The sequence below is a fragment of the uncultured Amaricoccus sp. genome, from assembly GCF_937891315.1.
In the GTDB taxonomy this organism is placed as follows: domain Bacteria; phylum Pseudomonadota; class Alphaproteobacteria; order Rhodobacterales; family Rhodobacteraceae; genus Amaricoccus.
Genome location: NZ_CALAGI010000060.1, coordinates 1 through 16,587, shown reverse-complemented (window position 1 = coordinate 16,587; position 16,587 = coordinate 1). Strand labels below are relative to the sequence as shown.

Annotated in this window: 17 protein-coding genes and 2 pseudogenes; 13 read left to right on the top strand and 6 right to left on the bottom strand. The window is 67.7% G+C overall.

What is annotated here, in order from left to right; all coding sequences use genetic code 11:
- Positions 1 to 10: 10 nt before the first annotated feature.
- Positions 11 to 268 (bottom strand): hypothetical protein, encoded by a 258-nt coding sequence (locus Q0480_RS05240; RefSeq protein ID WP_299131308.1) that lies wholly within the window; start codon positions 266 to 268, stop codon positions 11 to 13.
- 154 nt (positions 269 to 422) lie between these two features.
- Positions 423 to 731 carry a hypothetical protein gene (locus Q0480_RS05235; protein ID WP_299131307.1) on the bottom strand — a complete coding sequence of 103 codons (309 nt, stop codon included), beginning with the start codon at positions 729 to 731 and terminating at the stop codon, positions 423 to 425.
- 145 nt (positions 732 to 876) lie between these two features.
- Between Q0480_RS05235 and Q0480_RS05230 the strand changes: the two genes are divergently transcribed.
- Positions 877 to 2,547 (top strand): hypothetical protein, encoded by a 1,671-nt coding sequence (locus Q0480_RS05230; protein WP_299131306.1) that lies wholly within the window; start codon positions 877 to 879, stop codon positions 2,545 to 2,547.
- Here Q0480_RS05230 and Q0480_RS05225 read toward each other — a convergent pair.
- Positions 2,531 to 2,716: pseudogene (locus tag Q0480_RS05225) on the bottom strand (transposase); the annotation flags it as partial. The gene Q0480_RS05230 and the pseudogene Q0480_RS05225 sit on opposite strands and share 17 nt — an antisense overlap.
- A 39-nt stretch (positions 2,717 to 2,755) precedes the next feature.
- Complete coding sequence (locus Q0480_RS05220; protein WP_299131305.1) at positions 2,756 to 3,409, bottom strand: TetR/AcrR family transcriptional regulator; 654 nt, start codon at positions 3,407 to 3,409, stop codon at positions 2,756 to 2,758.
- An 86-nt stretch (positions 3,410 to 3,495) separates the two neighbouring features.
- Here Q0480_RS05220 and Q0480_RS05215 point away from each other — a divergent pair, with 86 nt between their 5' ends.
- Positions 3,496 to 4,083 carry an HXXEE domain-containing protein gene (locus Q0480_RS05215; RefSeq protein WP_299131304.1) on the top strand — a complete coding sequence of 196 codons (588 nt, stop codon included), beginning with the start codon at positions 3,496 to 3,498 and terminating at the stop codon, positions 4,081 to 4,083.
- A gap of 105 nt (positions 4,084 to 4,188) precedes the next feature.
- Positions 4,189 to 4,884 (top strand): hypothetical protein, encoded by a 696-nt coding sequence (locus Q0480_RS05210; RefSeq protein ID WP_299131303.1) that lies wholly within the window; start codon positions 4,189 to 4,191, stop codon positions 4,882 to 4,884.
- 88 nt (positions 4,885 to 4,972) lie between these two features.
- On the opposite strand, the gene Q0480_RS05205 is transcribed toward Q0480_RS05210, so the two are convergent.
- Complete coding sequence (locus Q0480_RS05205; protein WP_299131302.1) at positions 4,973 to 6,007, bottom strand: LacI family DNA-binding transcriptional regulator; 1,035 nt, start codon at positions 6,005 to 6,007, stop codon at positions 4,973 to 4,975.
- Between the two features lie 213 nt (positions 6,008 to 6,220).
- On the opposite strand from Q0480_RS05205, the gene Q0480_RS05200 reads away from it, so the two are divergent.
- From Q0480_RS05200 to Q0480_RS05160, 9 genes are all read left to right on the top strand, one after another.
- Positions 6,221 to 7,090 carry a carbohydrate ABC transporter permease gene (locus tag Q0480_RS05200; protein WP_299131301.1) on the top strand — a complete coding sequence of 290 codons (870 nt, stop codon included), beginning with the start codon at positions 6,221 to 6,223 and terminating at the stop codon, positions 7,088 to 7,090.
- A 13-nt stretch (positions 7,091 to 7,103) separates the two neighbouring features.
- Positions 7,104 to 7,979 (top strand): carbohydrate ABC transporter permease, encoded by an 876-nt coding sequence (locus tag Q0480_RS05195; protein ID WP_299131300.1) that lies wholly within the window; start codon positions 7,104 to 7,106, stop codon positions 7,977 to 7,979.
- 52 nt (positions 7,980 to 8,031) lie between these two features.
- Positions 8,032 to 9,330, top strand: coding sequence for a sugar ABC transporter substrate-binding protein (locus Q0480_RS05190; RefSeq protein ID WP_299131299.1), 1,299 nt, complete (start codon positions 8,032 to 8,034; stop codon positions 9,328 to 9,330).
- A gap of 74 nt (positions 9,331 to 9,404) precedes the next feature.
- Complete coding sequence (locus Q0480_RS05185) at positions 9,405 to 10,733, top strand: alpha-glucosidase/alpha-galactosidase (RefSeq protein WP_299131298.1); 1,329 nt, start codon at positions 9,405 to 9,407, stop codon at positions 10,731 to 10,733.
- A gap of 62 nt (positions 10,734 to 10,795) precedes the next feature.
- The gene (gene ugpC, locus Q0480_RS05180; RefSeq protein WP_299131296.1) at positions 10,796 to 11,917 is read left to right on the top strand and encodes a sn-glycerol-3-phosphate ABC transporter ATP-binding protein UgpC; all 1,122 of its coding nucleotides are present in this window, start codon (positions 10,796 to 10,798) and stop codon (positions 11,915 to 11,917) included.
- Positions 11,918 to 11,920: 3 nt separating this feature from the next.
- On the top strand, positions 11,921 to 12,844 hold the full coding sequence (locus Q0480_RS05175; RefSeq protein WP_299131294.1) for a 2-dehydro-3-deoxygalactonokinase: 924 nt from the start codon (positions 11,921 to 11,923) through the stop codon (positions 12,842 to 12,844).
- Positions 12,841 to 13,482, top strand: a complete 642-nt coding sequence (locus Q0480_RS05170) for a 2-dehydro-3-deoxy-6-phosphogalactonate aldolase (protein WP_299131291.1) — start codon at positions 12,841 to 12,843, stop codon at positions 13,480 to 13,482. The genes Q0480_RS05175 and Q0480_RS05170 overlap by 4 nt, the downstream gene beginning before the upstream one ends.
- Complete coding sequence (dgoD, locus tag Q0480_RS05165; RefSeq protein WP_299131289.1) at positions 13,479 to 14,627, top strand: galactonate dehydratase; 1,149 nt, start codon at positions 13,479 to 13,481, stop codon at positions 14,625 to 14,627. Before Q0480_RS05170 ends, dgoD begins: the two co-directional genes overlap by 4 nt.
- A gap of 9 nt (positions 14,628 to 14,636) precedes the next feature.
- Positions 14,637 to 15,557 (top strand): Gfo/Idh/MocA family oxidoreductase, encoded by a 921-nt coding sequence (locus Q0480_RS05160; RefSeq protein WP_299131287.1) that lies wholly within the window; start codon positions 14,637 to 14,639, stop codon positions 15,555 to 15,557.
- A gap of 94 nt (positions 15,558 to 15,651) precedes the next feature.
- Here the strand turns inward: Q0480_RS05160 and Q0480_RS05155 are convergent.
- Positions 15,652 to 15,843, bottom strand: a pseudogene (locus Q0480_RS05155) (IS110 family transposase); the annotation flags it as partial.
- Positions 15,844 to 16,432: 589 nt separating this feature from the next.
- On the opposite strand from Q0480_RS05155, the gene Q0480_RS17980 reads away from it, so the two are divergent.
- Positions 16,433 to 16,587, top strand: a 155-nt coding sequence (locus Q0480_RS17980; protein ID WP_366940821.1) for a MucR family transcriptional regulator, incomplete at its 3' end; no start/stop codon positions are given.

The following is a 16,587-nucleotide window of genomic DNA, read 5'->3' as shown; positions in this document are numbered from 1 at the left end:
ACGGGAGCGGCTACTTGCCGGTGGCGATGTCGATGATCAGGACATCGACCTTGTCCTTGCACTCCGCCGCGAGCTTCTCGTGGATCTGGTCGGCGGTGAGTTGCACTCCGCCCGACATCTGCGAAGTCTCCGACTCGATCTTCGCGATCGTCTCCATCTGCGTGGCGTTGTCCATCAGGCTGTAGTCGCCGCAAGTCACCTCCATTTGCGCGAACGCGGGCGCGGCGAACATGCAGGCGATGCCCGCGGTCATTGCAAGGCGTTTCATCATCGTCTTCCTCCGGACGACCGGAAACCCCCGGTCAGGGTGGCCCCGTTTCGGGGCATCTCTCTGGGGTGGCGGACCGTCGCAGCCGACAGATCCCGGCGCGCGGCGAGCGAGCGCGCCGGCGAGCCGCGAACGCCCGGGGCGGGGGAAGCCGTCACCACGGCGCCCGGCCGGGCGCCGCCGACTGGCGCAGGGCTTCCGTCATCTCCTCGACCAATCGGACGATCCAACCCTCGCATTCCTCTCTCCGCGCCACTTGCGCGGCACTCCGGCCGTCGCCGAGCCCGATCAGCGCGACCTCCGCCGCCGCGAGCTCCTCGCACATGTCGCGAAACGCCTCGTCGCGCTCGGCAAGTCGCGCCACCTGCGCCGCCCACTCGGGGAATCTCCTGATCGCCGGCTCCAGCTCGTGCATTCGCTCCAGCCCGTGGCTCGTCGTGGCCTCCCGCTGGAGAGATCGCACCCGCGATCCATCGGGAAACAAGGGCCACGGGGTTATTAACCCCGTGGAAGCCGGTAAATTGCGCGTTTCCGACGTCTCGGCGCGCTGGTCCGAGCGCGCTCCGGAGGCTATAGCGGCGTGACTGGAACGAGACGGTCGGGGAAAGATGTCAGAGGATTCGCCGCCGCGCGCCATGGTGCCGGATGCCGAGGTCTGTCGTGCCCAGCTTCGGCGCGTGCTCGACAGCCCGGATTTCGACGCGACCGACCGCGACCGCCGCTTCCTCGCCTATGTCGTCGAGGAGGCGCTCGCCGGCCGTGCCGACCGGATCAAGGCCTACTCGATCGCCACCGAGGTCTTTGGCCGCGACGCCTCCTTCGATCCCCAGACCGACCCGATCGTTCGCGTCGAGGCCGGACACCTGCGCCGAGCGCTCGACCGTTACTACCTCGGCGCCGGCCGTGACGACCCGCTTGCGATCGGCGTGCCGAAGGGCAGCTACGCGCCGAGCTTCGCCCCGCGCGCGGTCGCCACCGCGTCGGTGGCCGCCACTCCACCCGCGCCGCCGCGTTGGCGCGTCGGGGCTCTCGCGAGCGTGCTGGCGGCGGTCGCCTTGGTCGCGTCGGCCACCGTCTGGTCGGCCCGCCGCGACCCGCCCCAACCGGCCGAACCCGATGTGCCGCGTCTCGCCGTCTCGCCGATAGCGGCGATCGGCGGCGATGCCGAGGTCGCGCGGATCGCCGATGGCCTGACCGCCGAACTGATCGGCGAGATCGCCCGCTTCCGCGACATCGTCGTCGTCGTAACCCCGTCCGACGGCGCGGTCGCCCCGCGTTACCTGCTCGACGGCGGCGTGGCGCGGGAGACGGACGAAATGCGCGTCCAACTGAAGCTGCGCCGCGCCGACGACGGCGCCGTCGTCTGGGCGGAGAGTTATTCCGTTCGCCTCGACACCGAGAAGCCGCTGGCCGCCGAGGGCCGCATCGCAAGCGCGGCGGCGACCGCCATCGGCCAACCCTACGGTGCCGTCTTCCAGGCCGACGCCAGCGACGGTGCCCGCCGGCCCGCGGTCGATGGCGACGCCTATGCTTGCACGCTCGCCTATTTCGATTTTCGCGCCCGCCTCGACGCGGCCGGCTACCAATCCGTCCGCGGCTGCCTCGAGGCGGCCGTCGCGCGCTTCCCGCGGTACGCCACCGCCTGGGGCCTCCTCGCCGAGATCCGCGTCGATGGAATGCGCTTTGGTCTCGACCCGTCGCCGGATCTGGAACAGGCGCTCGCGGACGCGCGACACGCGCTGATCCTCGATTCGGGCAATGTCCGCGCGCTGCAGGCGAAGATGATGGCGCTCTACCTCGCCGGCGACTTCGACGGCGCGCTGCGCGTCGGCGCCGTCGCCGTCGCCACCAACCCGAACGACACCGAGGTTCTCGGCGAGTACGGCTACCGCCTCGCCCTCTCCGGTCGCTGGGACGAAGGCTGCCCGATCCTGCAGTCCGCCGTCGCGCGCAATCCCGGCCCGCTGCCCTATTACGAGACCGGCCTGGCACTCTGCGCCTATATCGCCGGCGATGCGAAGGAGGCCGCGGCCCGCATCCGCGCCGCGGCTTTCCCGCAACTCCCGATCTACCATCTGATCGCCGCCGCCCTCTTCGCGGAAGCCGGAGAGATCGAGGCCGCGCATGTCGAGCGTGACTGGCTCGTGGCCAACGCGCCCGATCTTCTTGCCAACCTCGATAGCCGCGTCGGAACCCGCGTCGGCCGCCCGGAGGACTTCGCCCGCTTCAAGAAGTCGCTGCGGCTCGGCCTGGGCTCAGGACTCATACCCGGAAAATGACGGCCGCGCCGCCGCGGATGGCGCTCATGAATGTATCGGCGGATCGGTCGTATCGGGTGGCGATGCGGCGCCAGCCCTCGAGCCTGCCGAACATGCGCTCGAAGCGGTTTCGTCGTTTGTAGCGTCCGGTATCACAGTCGACGGGCTGCTCGCGGTTCTTTCGGCCGGGGGCGGGGGGCTCGCCGCGCCCGTGCCCGGCGTCGGTTGATCAGCTCCGGTCGGGTTCCCGCAACGCGACCTTCAACATTCCCGCGAGCCACTCAGTGTAGCGCTCGGTGGAGTATCCCCCGACGCCGGTGAGCAGGGTGAACATCTCCGGGCTGGCGAGCGGCCAGAGGATCTCTGTTACTGATTCGACGGACAGGGCAGTTTTCGATCCCCCCTCGCCAAGGATCGATTGCGCGACGCGGCTCAGGTTGGCGCGCCGTCCGCGGTGCAATGCCCGGTAGAGTTCGGCCATTTCCGGCTCGGCCTCCGCGCCGGCGCGCACCACGGTCATCAAGGGCGAGACGCGCTGCATGATCTCCGTGAGATAGGCGGCCCAGAGCTCGATCCGACGGCCTGGATCGACCGTGGCGCCTATGGCCTTCGGCCGTTCCTGGTCGAGGAAGTGCTCGCCCGGCACCGCCTCGGCGACGCTCGCCTTCACCATCTCGCCGATCACTGCGACCTTGGTCCCGAAGACGGCATAGATCGTCTCCTTCGAGACGCCCGCCTCCTTGGCAATCGCGACGATCGTGGCGTTCGGCCATCCGCCGGCGCGGCAGACCACGCCGGCGGCGGCGATGATTGCACGGCGCGTCGCGTCCGCCTGCGTTGCGCGCAGGCCTGAACGATAGGCGCGTTTCGGGGTCGGGGACATATTTCACTCTTGCGTTGATGTATTGAATATGCCTATAATGCATCGAAATTTGCTCTCATGCAAGCCACCTTGAAAGGGGACGTCCGATGTTCGTTCGCCTGCGCGACAACTGGGTCTACGGCGGGTTTCTCGCCGCCATCATGCTCCTCGCCCTCACGCCGGTCCTGACCAGCGGCTGGTCCCTCCCGCTGCTGCTGATCTGGCTCCAGCTGCCGGTCTATATGCTCCACCAGTTCGAGGAACACGACGACGACCGCTTTCGCAAGTTCATCAACGCCACGATCGGCGGCGGCAAGGAGCTGCTCTCGCGGTTCGACGTCTTCGTGATCAACATCGTCGGCGTCTGGGGCGTCGATACCGTCGCCATCTGGCTGGCGGCGCGGCTCCATCTCGGGCTCGGCCTGATCGCCGTCTATCTCAGCCTGGTGAACGCGCTCGCCCATTGCGGCCAGGCCGTGGCCATGCGGCGCTACAATCCGGGCCTGATCACCGCCATCCTGCTGTTCATCCCTCTCGGCGTCGCGACCCTCTGGGTGCTGGCGCGGACGGGCGCCGTCACCACGACGGACCATGTCATCGGCCTCGGCGCGGCGATCCTGATCCATGCCGCGATCATTGTCCGGGTCGTGACGCAGCGCCGGAAGCTTGCCAGGCCGGCGGTCGTGACCGCCTGAGCGAGAGACGGCGGGGCGGCTGGACTGCCCCGCTGACCGAGACCGCAGCCTCTAGCCCCGTCCGCGCGCCGACCGCGCCGGACCTTCAAGTCTTCCCCCAGATCGTTGGAGAAAACCCATGCAGCCTGCATTCCCGCCGGCGCGCGCCGCGCTCGCTTGTCTTCTGATGACCTCCGCCCTCGTCGCGCCCGCCGGCTTCGCCGCGGCGCAAGGCATCGGGGCAACCTGCGTGATGACGGGCGAGGCCTGCGCGATCAGCTTCACCGGCGCGACGTCGACCATGAGAACGGCGGCGCCGGCGGGGCGGGCGGCGCCGGTGGCTACATCGATATCGCCGTCTCCCCGGTGGTCAGCGGAGCGTCGGCCAGCGTCGCGAGCGGCTTGACCGTCTTCTCCGCGGGCGGCGTGGGGGGCGCCGGCGGTTCGTCGGTCGAGGACGGAAACATCGGCGTTACCAGCGCCGGGGGCGACGGCGGCGACGTCAGCGTCACCGCGGGGGGATCGTTCACCTCCGCCTACGGGCGCGGGGCGGACATCCGGTCCATCGGCGGAACCGGCGGGGCCGGGCCTTGGGAGGCGAGCTCCGGTTACCCGAACGGCGGCGACGGCGGCGCGGGCGGAAACGGAGAGGCGACCTGGGCCGAGATCACGGGCCGCTACCAGGGCCAGACAGTGGGCGTGCACGTGGCGTCGGCCGGCGGCAGGCGCGGCGGTGCCGCCTGTGCCTGGTCCAGTCGGGCGGGCGCGGCCGCCGGTCGTGGCGAGCAGGCGAGGCCATCCGGCACCGCCGGCCGACGCTGAAAGATCCGCCACGGAGCGGGCATTTGCCTCGCAGGCAATGAGCCATCCCGTTGGTTGCCGGTTTGAACCGTTCCGAACAGGCCTTTGGTCACGTGGAACGAGGGACTGCGCAGGATCCGCGCGCAATGAACTGGGAATCGAACTTCCGGCGCGCCTCGGGAACAGGCTTTCCCGTCAAACGAAGCAGCAAGGCTTCCGCGGCGTGCTGGCCTTGATGTCTGGCGTCAATGCGGACCGTCGTGAGAGGAGGGGCCATGAATCCGGCGAATGGCAGGTCATCAAAGCCGACGACCGAGACGTCGCGCGGCACCGACAGTTTGAGCTGGGCGAGCGCGCCGATCACGCCGAGGGCAATCGTGTCGTTCCCCGCGAAGATTGCCGTGAGGTCGGGTCGGGCAGCCATGAGTTCGAGCGTGGCATGATATCCGCTCTCTGCGCTGAAGTCGCCGCGAACGATCGCGTCGTCGCGGAGTTGCACGCCGTTCCCGGCCAGAAATGTCCGCAGCTCGGCGAGACGATGGTCCGCCGCCGCAAATCCTGGAGGCGAGAACGGTACCGAACCTATGTTGCGATGACCGAGGCCGACGACATGATCGACCGCGGCTCGAAGGCCTTCGGTGCTCAGGGTGCCGACCGAGATCTCCTTCGGATGCCCGATCGAGCCGAGCAGCACGATCGGATAGTCCGACTCGATGAGCTCGATCAGCGCGGCATCATCGGCGCGCGGGCTCAGCATCAGCAGGCCGTCGATGCGACGCGACTCCACGAGGTCGGTGTAGGGGTTCTTGCCCCGGGTCGGGGACAGCGTCTCGAGCAGGACATGATATCCTCTCCGCCGCAGGACGCTGCCGATGCCGTCGAACAGGAGCGGGATGTAGCCATCGACCAGCAGTGACCGGCGCTCGGTGATGAGCAGGCCGACGGTCTCGGTCAGACCGCTCTTGAGCATTCGCGCCACCGAGTTGGGGCGATAGCCTAGCTCCGCCGCGACCGCCTGCACGCGCTTGCGCGTCTCGTCTCCGATCACCGCGGCGTTGGAGTGGTTGAGAACGATCGATACTGTCGCGCGCGATACCCCGGCGGCCCGTGCAACGTCGTGACTCGTAACCTTCCCGCGGGCCATCCATAACCTCCGCCAGCCATGTGACACGTGTAACCCAGTCATGCGCGCTTGACAACTCCGCTACGATTCGCGTAAACTAACACGTGTCAGTAATGACGCCGCGTAGATATAACACGTGTTATGTCGCGCAAGGCGTCGAACATGGGGGGATTTCATATGGCTGCCGTGGCAGACGCGCCCGCTCGGGCGCGACCGGGTAACTCACGCCAATCGATGCGTCGAAGGGAGGCCATCGTCGGCTATCTCTTCATCCTGCCCGCGCTGATCGGGCTCCTCGTCTTCTTCGCCCTGCCGACGGTGCGGGCGCTGACGATCAGCCTCACTGACTGGAACCTGCTGCGGCCCGGGAAGTTCGTCGGCATCGATAATTACGTCCGGCTCTGGGGCGACGGGAACTTCTGGGAATCTCTGCGGATCACGCTGGTCTACGTCGTCTGGAACATCCCGCTCCAGACCGCGCTGGCACTGCTGATCGCGGTGCTTGCCGACCGCTTGGCCAAGTCGGTCTGGGTGCGGGCCGTGATCATCGCGCCATACCTGATCTCGAACGTCGTCGCCGGCCTCATCTGGTTGCTGATGCTCGACCCTCTGATCGGCATCACCAACGCCTTCCTGTCGATGATCGGCGCTTTGCCTCAGCCGTTCCTGTCGTCGCCCGATCAGGCGATCGTCTCGATCGCGGGCATTTCGATCTGGCGACACGTCGGCTTCACGGCGCTTCTGTTCTATGCCGGCCTGCAGTCGATCCCGAAGGATCTCTACGAGGCCGCGCGGCTCGACGGGGCGTCGGAGTTCGCGATGTTCCGGCTCATCACCATGCCGCTGCTGCGTCCGGTGATGGTCTTCATCCTCGTCACCAGCGTCATCGGCTCCTTCCAGATCTTCGACGTGATCGCGGTCACAACGCAAGGCGGTCCGGCCAACTCCACCCGCGCGGTGCTCTGGTACATCTACGAGAACGCCTTCAAGTTCAGCCGCATGGGCTATGCCTCGGCGATGTCGATGGCCCTCTTCGCCATCCTGATGCTCGTCACCCTGCTGCAGATGCGCCTGCTGCGCGCCGACGATTCGGACCTCGGGTGAGCGGAGAAACACGATGACCAAGAACCTCTCGATCAACGCCGTCGTCGGCTACGCCGTTCTCGCAGTCTTCTGCTTCTTCTCGCTGCTTCCGCTCTGGATGGCCTTCAAGATCGCCCTGACCTGGCCGGCCGACGTGTTTGCCAGTGCGAGCAATCTCGGGCTCGGCAACATCACCTGGGGCAACTTCCTGCGGGTGCTCGGCCTGCCCTCGGAGGTCGTGCTGACCAGCGCCTCCGGCTCGCCGATCAACTTCATGCTCGCGCTGCGCAACAGCGTGATCTACACGGGCCTGCTCGTCGGCGGACAGCTCTTCTTCTCGTCGCTCGCGGCCTATGCCTTCGCCCGGCTCCGCTTTCCCGGACGGGACGCGATCTTCTATGCCTTCATCGCCGCGACGATGATCCCCTCGATCGTGCTCTTCATCCCGAACTTCGTGCTCATCCGCCAACTCGGGCTGCTGAACACCTTCGCCGGCATGGTGGCGCCGAACATCCTGATGATCCCGTTCGCGGTGTTCTTCCTGCGCCAGTTCTTCATCTCGGCGCCGCGGGAACTCGAGGAGGCGGCGCGTCTCGACGGCCTCAGCTGGTTCCAGATCTTCTGGCACGTCGCCCTGCCGCTGCAGAAGGCCCCGGTCGCGACGCTCGCCATCTTGCTCTCGATCAACGCCTGGAACGACTTCTTCTGGCCCTTCCTCGTCGGCCGCGACGAGAGCGTACGGGTGATGTCGGTCGCGCTCCAGGCCTTCCAGAGCCAGTCCGGCCAGGCCCAGCCCGACTGGACCGGACTGATGGCCGCCGTGATGCTCTCGATCATCCCGATCATGATCCTGCTCGTCTTCTTCGGCCGCCGGATCGTCGAGTCGCTCCAGACGAGCGGCATGAAGTAACCGCCCAATCAAGACCACCCACAAGACCACCCCAAAAGGAGAGGAAACCAGAATGCGCACGTTCACGTCCGTCCTGCTCGCCGCGACTGCCCTGACGCCGGTCGCCGCTCATGCCCAGGACATCACCTACTGGATGTGGGACCAGCGCCAGGTCCCGGTCTACCAGCAGTGCGCCGACGCCTTCACGGCCGAGAACCCCGACGTGCGGGTCAAGATCGTGCAGGAGGGCTGGGACAACTACTGGACGACGCTCACCACCGGCCTTCTGTCGGGCGAGGCGCCGGACGTCTTCGTCAACCATGTGAGCCGCTATCCGGAGTTCCTGGCGAACGGCATCATGACCGACCTCACGCCGCTCATCGAGGCCGACGGGGTCGACATGTCCGGCTTCCTGCCCGGGCTGACCGAAACCTGGACCCGTGACGGCGCGCAGTACGGCATGCCCAAGGACTGGGACACCGTGGCGATCGTCTACAACAAGGCGAAGCTCGCCGAGGCGGGACTGACCGAGGCGGACCTGCGGAACCTCACCTGGAACCCGCGGGACGGCGGCAGCTACGAGAAGCTGATCGCGCACCTTACCGTCGACACCAGCGGCAAGCGTGGCGACGAGGCGGGCTTCGATCCGAAGTCGGTCGAGACCTACGGCCTCGTGTTGAACCCGATCAGCGAATTCGGCCAGACGGAGTGGAGCTATCTCGCGGCCTCCACCGGCTGGCGGCCCCTCGACCAGCCCTGGGGCACCACCTACCACTACGACGACCCGCGCCTCGCCGAGACCTTCGCCTGGCTGCGCGACCTCGGCACGGTCAAGGGTTTCACGCCGACGGCCGACCAGCAGGGCAAGCTCGGCGGCGAGACGCTGTTCGTTTCCGGCAAGGGCGCGATGGACGTCCACGGCTCGTGGATGATCAACTGGTTCATCGACAACGCGTCCTTCGACATCGGCTTCGCGCCGATCCCGGCCGGCCCCGAGGGCCGCGAGAGCATGTTCAACGGCCTCGCCGACTCGATCTGGTCGGGCTCGCCCAACCAGGAGGCCGCCTGGAAGTGGGTGAAGTTCCTCGGCTCCGACGCCTGCCAGGAGATCGTCGGCAAGTCGGGCGTGGTGTTCCCGGCGCGGGCCGACGCCGTCCAGGCCGCGATCGCATCGCACGGTGCGAAGGGCGTCGATGTCAGCGCCTTCACCGATCTCGCGAAGCCCGAGACCACCTTCGCCTTCCCCATCACCGACTACGGCTCCGAGGTCGCGACCATCTTCAAGGGCGCGCTCGAGCAGGTGATGCGGAGCGAGGGTGATCCTGCCGAGATCCTGAAATCCGCGAACGACGAGGCCAACAACCTCTTCTGAGCGGGGCAGGGCGGGGCGTCCTCCCCGCCCGGCGCGCAAGTCTTTCTCCCCCCAAGCCAATGGAACCAATGCAAATGCGCTCTCCCAAGATCACCTTCATCGGCGCGGGCTCGACCGTCTTCGCCAAGAATCTGATCGGCGATCTCCTCAGCTACCCGGAGCTCGCCGCCGCCAAAATCACCCTCTTCGACATCGACGAGAAGCGGCTCACCGAATCCGAGATCATCGCCCGGCGCATCAACCAGGCGGTCGGCGCCCGCGCCGTGATCGAGGCGACCACCGACCGCTCGAAGGCCCTCGACGGCGCCGACTACGCGATCAACATGATCCAGGTCGGCGGCTACAAGCCCGCGACGGTCACCGATTTCGCGCTGCCGTCGAAGGCGGGGCTCAACCAGACCATCGCCGACAGCCTCGGCATCGGCGGCATCATGCGCGCCGTCCGCACCGTACCCGTGCTGCTCTCGATGGCCCACGACATGGAGCGCCTCTGCCCTGACGTGCTGCACCTGAACTACGTCAACCCGATGGCGATGAACTGCCTCGGTCTCAACCGCGGCTCGAAGATCAGGACCGTCGGCCTCTGCCATTCGGTCCGGCACACCGCGGGCGAACTCGCCGCTGACATCGGCGTGCCGGTCGAGGAGATCGACTATGTCGTCGCCGGGGTGAACCACGTCGCCTTCTACCTCAAGTTCGAGCGCGACGGTCAGGACCTCTACCCGCTGATCCAACAGGTCATCGACGAGGGCCGCGTCCCGGACACGAACCGCGTCCGCTACGACGTCTTCAAGCGCTTCGGCTACTTCGTCACCGAAAGCTCGGAGCACTTCGCCGAATACGTGCCCTGGTACATCAAGCGCGACCGGCCGGACCTGATCGAGAAGTTCAACATTCCACTGAACGAGTACCCGCGCCGCTGCGAGAGCCAGCTCGCCGAGTGGGAGAGCATGTCGGCCGACCTCAAGGACGCCTCGAAGCCGATCGAGGTCCGCCGCAGCGTCGAATACGGCTCGGAGATCATTCACTCGATCGAGACCGGCCAGCCGCGGGTCATCTACGGCAACGTGATGAACAGGGGCGCGATCTCGAACCTGCCCGCCGACGCCTGCGTCGAGCTGCCGATCCTCGTCGATCGCCAGGGGCTGCAGCCGACGATGATCGGCGATCTGCCGATGCAACTCGCGGCGCTGATGCAGACCCAGATCAACGTGCAGAAGCTGACCGTCGAGGGCATCCTGACCGGCCGCCGCGACCACATCCACCACGCGGCGCTGCTCGACCCGCACACCGCGGCCGAACTCGATACCGACCAGATCGTCCGCCTCGTCGACGATCTGCTCGACGCCCATGGCGATTTCGTGCCGGCGAACCTGCGCCGGCGTAGCGACAAGGTCGCGTGAGGCCGAACGCCGCGGCCGAACCTGGCCGCGGCGTAACCACCATAAATCTGAGGAGGAAGCGAATGTCGGGTCTCGAACTCAAGAATCTGCAGAAGCGCTACGGCGACGTGGTCGTGATACACGGCGCCGACCTGAAGGTTGAACCGGGCGAGTTCTGCGTTTTCGTCGGCCCGTCGGGGTGCGGGAAATCGACGCTGCTGCGGATGATCGCCGGTCTCGAGGAGATCTCGAGCGGGACGCTGGAGATCGGCGAGACGGTCATGAACGACGTCGATCCGTCGGAGCGCGGCGTGGCCATGGTTTTCCAGTCCTACGCGCTCTATCCGCACCTGACGGTGCGCGAGAACATGGGCTTCGGCCTGCGCTTCGCGAAGACGCCCAAGGACGAGATCGAGACGCGCGTGAACCAGGCGGCGAAGGTGCTGGAACTCGCCCACCTGCTTGACCGCAAGCCGAAGGCGCTTTCCGGGGGCCAGCGTCAGCGGGTCGCCATCGGCCGGGCCATCGTGCGCAAGCCCGATGTCTTCCTGTTCGACGAGCCGCTCTCGAACCTCGACGCCGAGCTCCGCGTCAACATGCGCGTCGAGATCGCCCGCCTCCACAAGGAGCTCGGGACGACCATCGTCTACGTCACCCACGACCAGGTCGAGGCGATGACGCTCGCCGACAAGATCGTCGTGCTGCGCGCCGGCCGGATCGAGCAGGTCGGCTCGCCGCTCGCGCTCTACGACGACCCGGACAATGTCTTCATCGCCGGCTTCATCGGCAGCCCGAAGATGAACCTGCTCACGGGCGAGGTCGTCGGCAACGACGGCTCGGGCGTGACGGTACGGCTCGACGGTGTCGAGGCCGATCCCTTCATCCTCCCGCTCGCAGGCGTGCAGGCCCCGGCCGGGGCCAAGATCACGGTGGGCATCCGTCCGGAGCATTTCACCCAAACGGGTTCGGCCCGCCTGAAGCTCGACATCGACATCGTCGAGCACCTGGGCGGCGAGTCCTACATCTACGCCCGCAACCGCACCGGACAGCGCGTGGTCATCAAGGCGACCGGGGTGCGCGAGCTGCGGTCCGGCCAGCCCGTCGCGCCGGCCTTCGACCCCGCCGCCGCGCTGCTCTTCGACGCCGACGGCCTGCGCCTGCGTGGAACGGCCGTGGCCGCCGAGACCATGCTCGTCGCCGGCTGAGCCATGACCGGGACCAAGCCCTCCGCGCCCACCCTCGTCGCGCTCGACTGGGGTACCACCGCGCTTCGCGGCTGGCTCCTCGACAGCCGCGGGCACGTCCTCGCCACCTCCCGCGCGCCGCGCGGGATCATGCAGATCGAGGGCGGCGACTTCGCCGCCGCCCTCGCGGAGATCACCGCCGGCTGGCCCGATCTGCCCGCCATCGCGGCCGGCATGATCGGAAGCGCGCAGGGCTGGGTCGAGGCGCCCTATCTTGCGTGCCCGGCGAGCCTCGACGACCTGGCCGGCGGGCTGACGCGGGCGCCGCGCGGACGCCTCTGGATCGTGCCCGGCGTCCGGCGGCCCGGTGACCTGCCGGACGTGATGCGCGGCGAGGAGACCCAGATCGCGGGGGCGCTCGCGTTGCGTCCGGAGCTCGCGGCCCGCGCCCGTCTCGTCCTTCCGGGCACCCATTCCAAATGGGCGCATGTCGCGGAAGGCCGGATAGAGAGCTTCGCGACCTTCATGACAGGGGAGCTCTTCGCGATCCTGCGTGACCACTCGATCCTCGGCCGCGCCGCCGGTCCGGACGGCGGCGGCGACGGCGCCGCGGCCTTCCTGCGCGGCGTCGACGCCGCCCGCCATGCGGACGGCATCGCGGCGCTTCTCTTCTCGGCCCGGGCGTTGGCGCTCACCGGCGGGATTGCCGCGTCGGAGGTTCTCGACTACCTCTCGGGCCTGCTGATCGGCGACGAGATCCGCTCGGGCCTCGCCGAGCCGGGTCCGGCGCCGCTGCTGATCGGCGAACCGGCGCTCTGCGCGCGCTATGCCCGCGCGTTCGCCCGCTTCGGGATCGCCGGCGCCGAGATCATCCCGGACGCGGCCGTCGCGGGCCTCTGGCGCATCGCCGCTACCGCGGGGCTAGTGAAGAACACGGAGGACGCATGATCGATCTGCAACCCTACCTCGACCGCCTGCCGCTGGTGGCGATCCTGCGCGGCGTGACGCCGGACGAGGCGCTCGACATCGGTCGGGCGCTGGTCGACGCCGGCTTCGCGATCGTCGAGGTGCCGCTGAACTCGCCGGAGCCGATCGAGAGCATCCGCCGCCTCGCCGCCGGGCTGGGGCCCGAGACGCTGGTCGGCGCCGGCACCGTGACCGCGCCCGCCCAGGTGGACGCCGTGGCGGCCGCCGGCGGACGGATCATCGTCATGCCGCATGCCGACACGGCGGTGATCCGCGCGGCCAAGGCGGCGGGACTGGCCTGCGCGCCCGGCATCGCCACGCCGACCGAGGGCTTCGCCGCGCTGGCCGCGGGGGCGGACGCGCTGAAGCTGTTCCCCGCGGAACTGACCGCTCCGGCCGTCCTGCGCGCGATGACGTCGGTCTTCCCGCGCGGTACCCGCTTCCTCCCGGTCGGAGGCATCACCCCTCACACCATGGCGTCCTACCTCGCGGCCGGAGCAGCCGGCTTCGGTCTCGGCTCGGCGCTCTACAGGCCCGGCATGACCGCGGCGGAGGTCGGCGTCACCGCCCGCGCCTTCGCCGACGCCTGGCGTGGCCATGTCGAAGGAGCTCGCCCATGAAGATCACCGGCCTCACCACCTTCATCGTTCCGCCGCGCTGGTGCTTTCTCAAGATCGAGACCGACGAGGGCGTCTCCGGCTGGGGCGAGCCGGTCGTCGAGGGCCGCGCCCACACCGTCGCCGCCGCGGTGGAGGAGCTGGCCGACTACCTGATAGGCAAGGACCCCCGGCTGATCGAGGACCACTGGACGGTGATGTATCGCGGCGGCTTCTACCGCGGTGGCGCGGTGCATATGAGCGCCATCGCCGGCATCGACCAGGCGCTCTGGGACATCAAGGGCAAGGCGCTCGGGGTGCCGGTCCACGCGCTCCTCGGCGGCCAGGTGCGCGACCGCATCCGGGTCTATTCCTGGATCGGTGGCGACCGGCCCGGAGACACCGCGCGGATGGCGAAGGACTGCGCCGACCGCGGCTTCACCGCGGTGAAGATGAACGGCACCGAGGAGCTGCAGATCGTCGACACCCACGCCAAAATCGACGCGGTGCTCGAGCGAGTCCAGGCAATCCGCGACGCACTCGGCCCGAACTTCGGCATCGGCGTCGATTTCCACGGCCGTGTGCACCGGCCGATGGCCAAGGTGCTGGCGAAGGCGCTCGAGCCCTTCAAGCTCATGTTCATCGAAGAGCCGGTGCTGTCGGAACACGCCGAGGCGCTGAAGGAGATCACCAACCACTGCTCGACCCCGATCGCGCTCGGCGAGCGGCTGTTCTCGCGCTGGGACTTCAAGCGCATCCTCGAGGACGGCTACGTCGACATCGTCCAGCCCGATCCCTCGCACTCGGGCGGCATCACCGAGACCCGGAAGATCGCGGCCATGGCCGAGGCCTACGACGTGGCGGTGGCGCTGCATTGCCCGCTCGGGCCGATCGCGCTCGCCGCGAACCTCCAGCTCGACGCGGTCTGCTACAACGCCTTCATCCAGGAACAGTCGCTCGGCATCCACTACAACACCACGAACGACCTGCTCGACTACCTGGTCGATCCGTCGGTGTTCGCCTACGAGGACGGCCATGTCGCCATTCCGCAGGGCCCGGGCCTCGGGATCGAGGTGAACGAGGACTTCGTTCGCCGCGCGGCAGCCGAAGGTCACCGCTGGCGCAACCCGATATGGCGGCACAAGGACGGCAGCTTCGCCGAGTGGTGAGGAGCAAGGATGACACTGAAGCTCGGCCTCGTCGGCCTCGGCAAGATCGCCAAGACGCAGCATCTCCCGGCCATCGCCGCGACCGAGGGTGTGGCGCTCGCCGCTATCGCCAGTCACCACGCGCGCCTGCCGGACCTCCCCGGCTATCCCGACATCGACACCCTGCTCGCGAACGAGCCGGGGATCGACGCAATCTCTCTCTGCACGCCTCCAGCGGGGCGCTTCGACCAGGCCCGCGCAGCCCTCGCCGCCGGCAAGCATGTCATGCTCGAGAAGCCGCCCGGATCATCCATTTCCGAAGTGCGGCTCCTCTCGGCGATGGCCGAGGCGCGCGGACTGACCCTCTTCGCCAGCTGGCATTCGCGCATGGCGGGAGCGGTGGAGCCCGCACGCCAGATGCTCGCCGGGCGAGCCATCCGCTCGGTCGCGATCGAGTGGAAGGAAGATGTCCTTCGCTGGCATCCCGGGCAGGAATGGATCTGGCAGCCGGGCGGACTGGGCGTCTTCGACCCCGGCATCAACGCCTTGTCGATCGCAACCTACATCCTCCCCGAGGGGTTCTTCGTCGAGGACGCCGATCTCTACTTTCCGGCCAACCGTGCCGCACCGATTGCCGCCAGCCTGCGAGGCCGCACGGCGAGCGGAGTGCCGGTAACGGCCGACTTCGACTGGCGCCAGACCGGACCGCAAACCTGGGATATCACGATCCAAAGCGACGAGGGCCCCGTGATACTCTCAGGGGGCGGCAGCCACTTTACGGTTGACGGTTACCCCCGGGTTTGTAGCGAAGACGGGGAGTACCGGAAGCTCTACTCGACCTTCGTTGCGCTGGTGGGGAAGCGTGCTTCGGACGTGGACTTGTCGCCACTGGTTCACGTGGCCGACGCATTCTTACTCGGCCGTCACCGTCAAGTTGAGCCGTTCGGATGAAGATCGCCTACGCCCCACGGACGCTTCGACGGAGCTTCCTGATCCGCCAACCTTCCCAAACCCGTTCTTGACTCGGCTAGAGTATCCGTAATGATCAGGGCTTGGCAGGGCTCCACGTTCGATCGTCCTTGAGAAGAGCGTTGGCGAGGACGATGAGCTTCCGCATGACAGCGGTGAGAACGACCTTCGCGGGTTTGCCGGCCTCTTTGAGCCGGTCATGGCAGGCCTTGAGGTCCGGATTGAAGCGGACCACGACAAGCACCGGAATGAAGAGGGCGCTCCGGACATGTCGATGAGCAGGGCAAAGGCCGTGAGCTTCGCCCGGGATACTGACGAGAATGTCGAGGCGCCGCGACAGCGGGGGGTCTGCCCGGATCCGTCGCAGGGATCTCGGCGTCGAGCTCCGCGATCTTCAGCCGCTCCGCGCTCTGACGCCGAAGCAGGGGCAGGTTTCGCGACTTGGAGGATCGAGAAGCGCGCCCATGCGGGCGAGCAGCGCCGCGTCGAGCCTGGCGCGGGTTGACCTTCACCAGGTGGGACGCCCGCGGCCGCCAGGGACCGGCGGCTCGAGACCTTCGCTCGCCTCAGGCAGTAGACTTAGGAGCGTGATGCCAGCGACGCAGCTTGGGCGGCCGTTGTCAGCGCGGGCAGGAGGTGCGGTGGGGAGCAGCTTCATGTGTGGCGCCGGGATGAGATGCTTGGGGCAAGCGGTGAGGTTGCCGGCACCCCCGCGGATGGACGGACATCGCCAACTACACTGCAGATTATCTGCACGGTAAGACGGCCATCGGCAGAATTGTTCTATTGCTTCGACGGACGTCTCGACTTACCCGCCAGAGCGTGGAGCGAGACGTAACGCGACGAGCAGGAAAACGATGGACAACGAGACTTCGACCGACCGCAACGAACTTCTCGCCCTCACGGCCGAGATTGTCTCGGCTTATGTCGGGAACAATGCCCTCGACACCGGCACCATGCCCGACGTGATCGGCGCGGTCTTCGCCAAGCTCACCGAGCTCTCGACCGACGA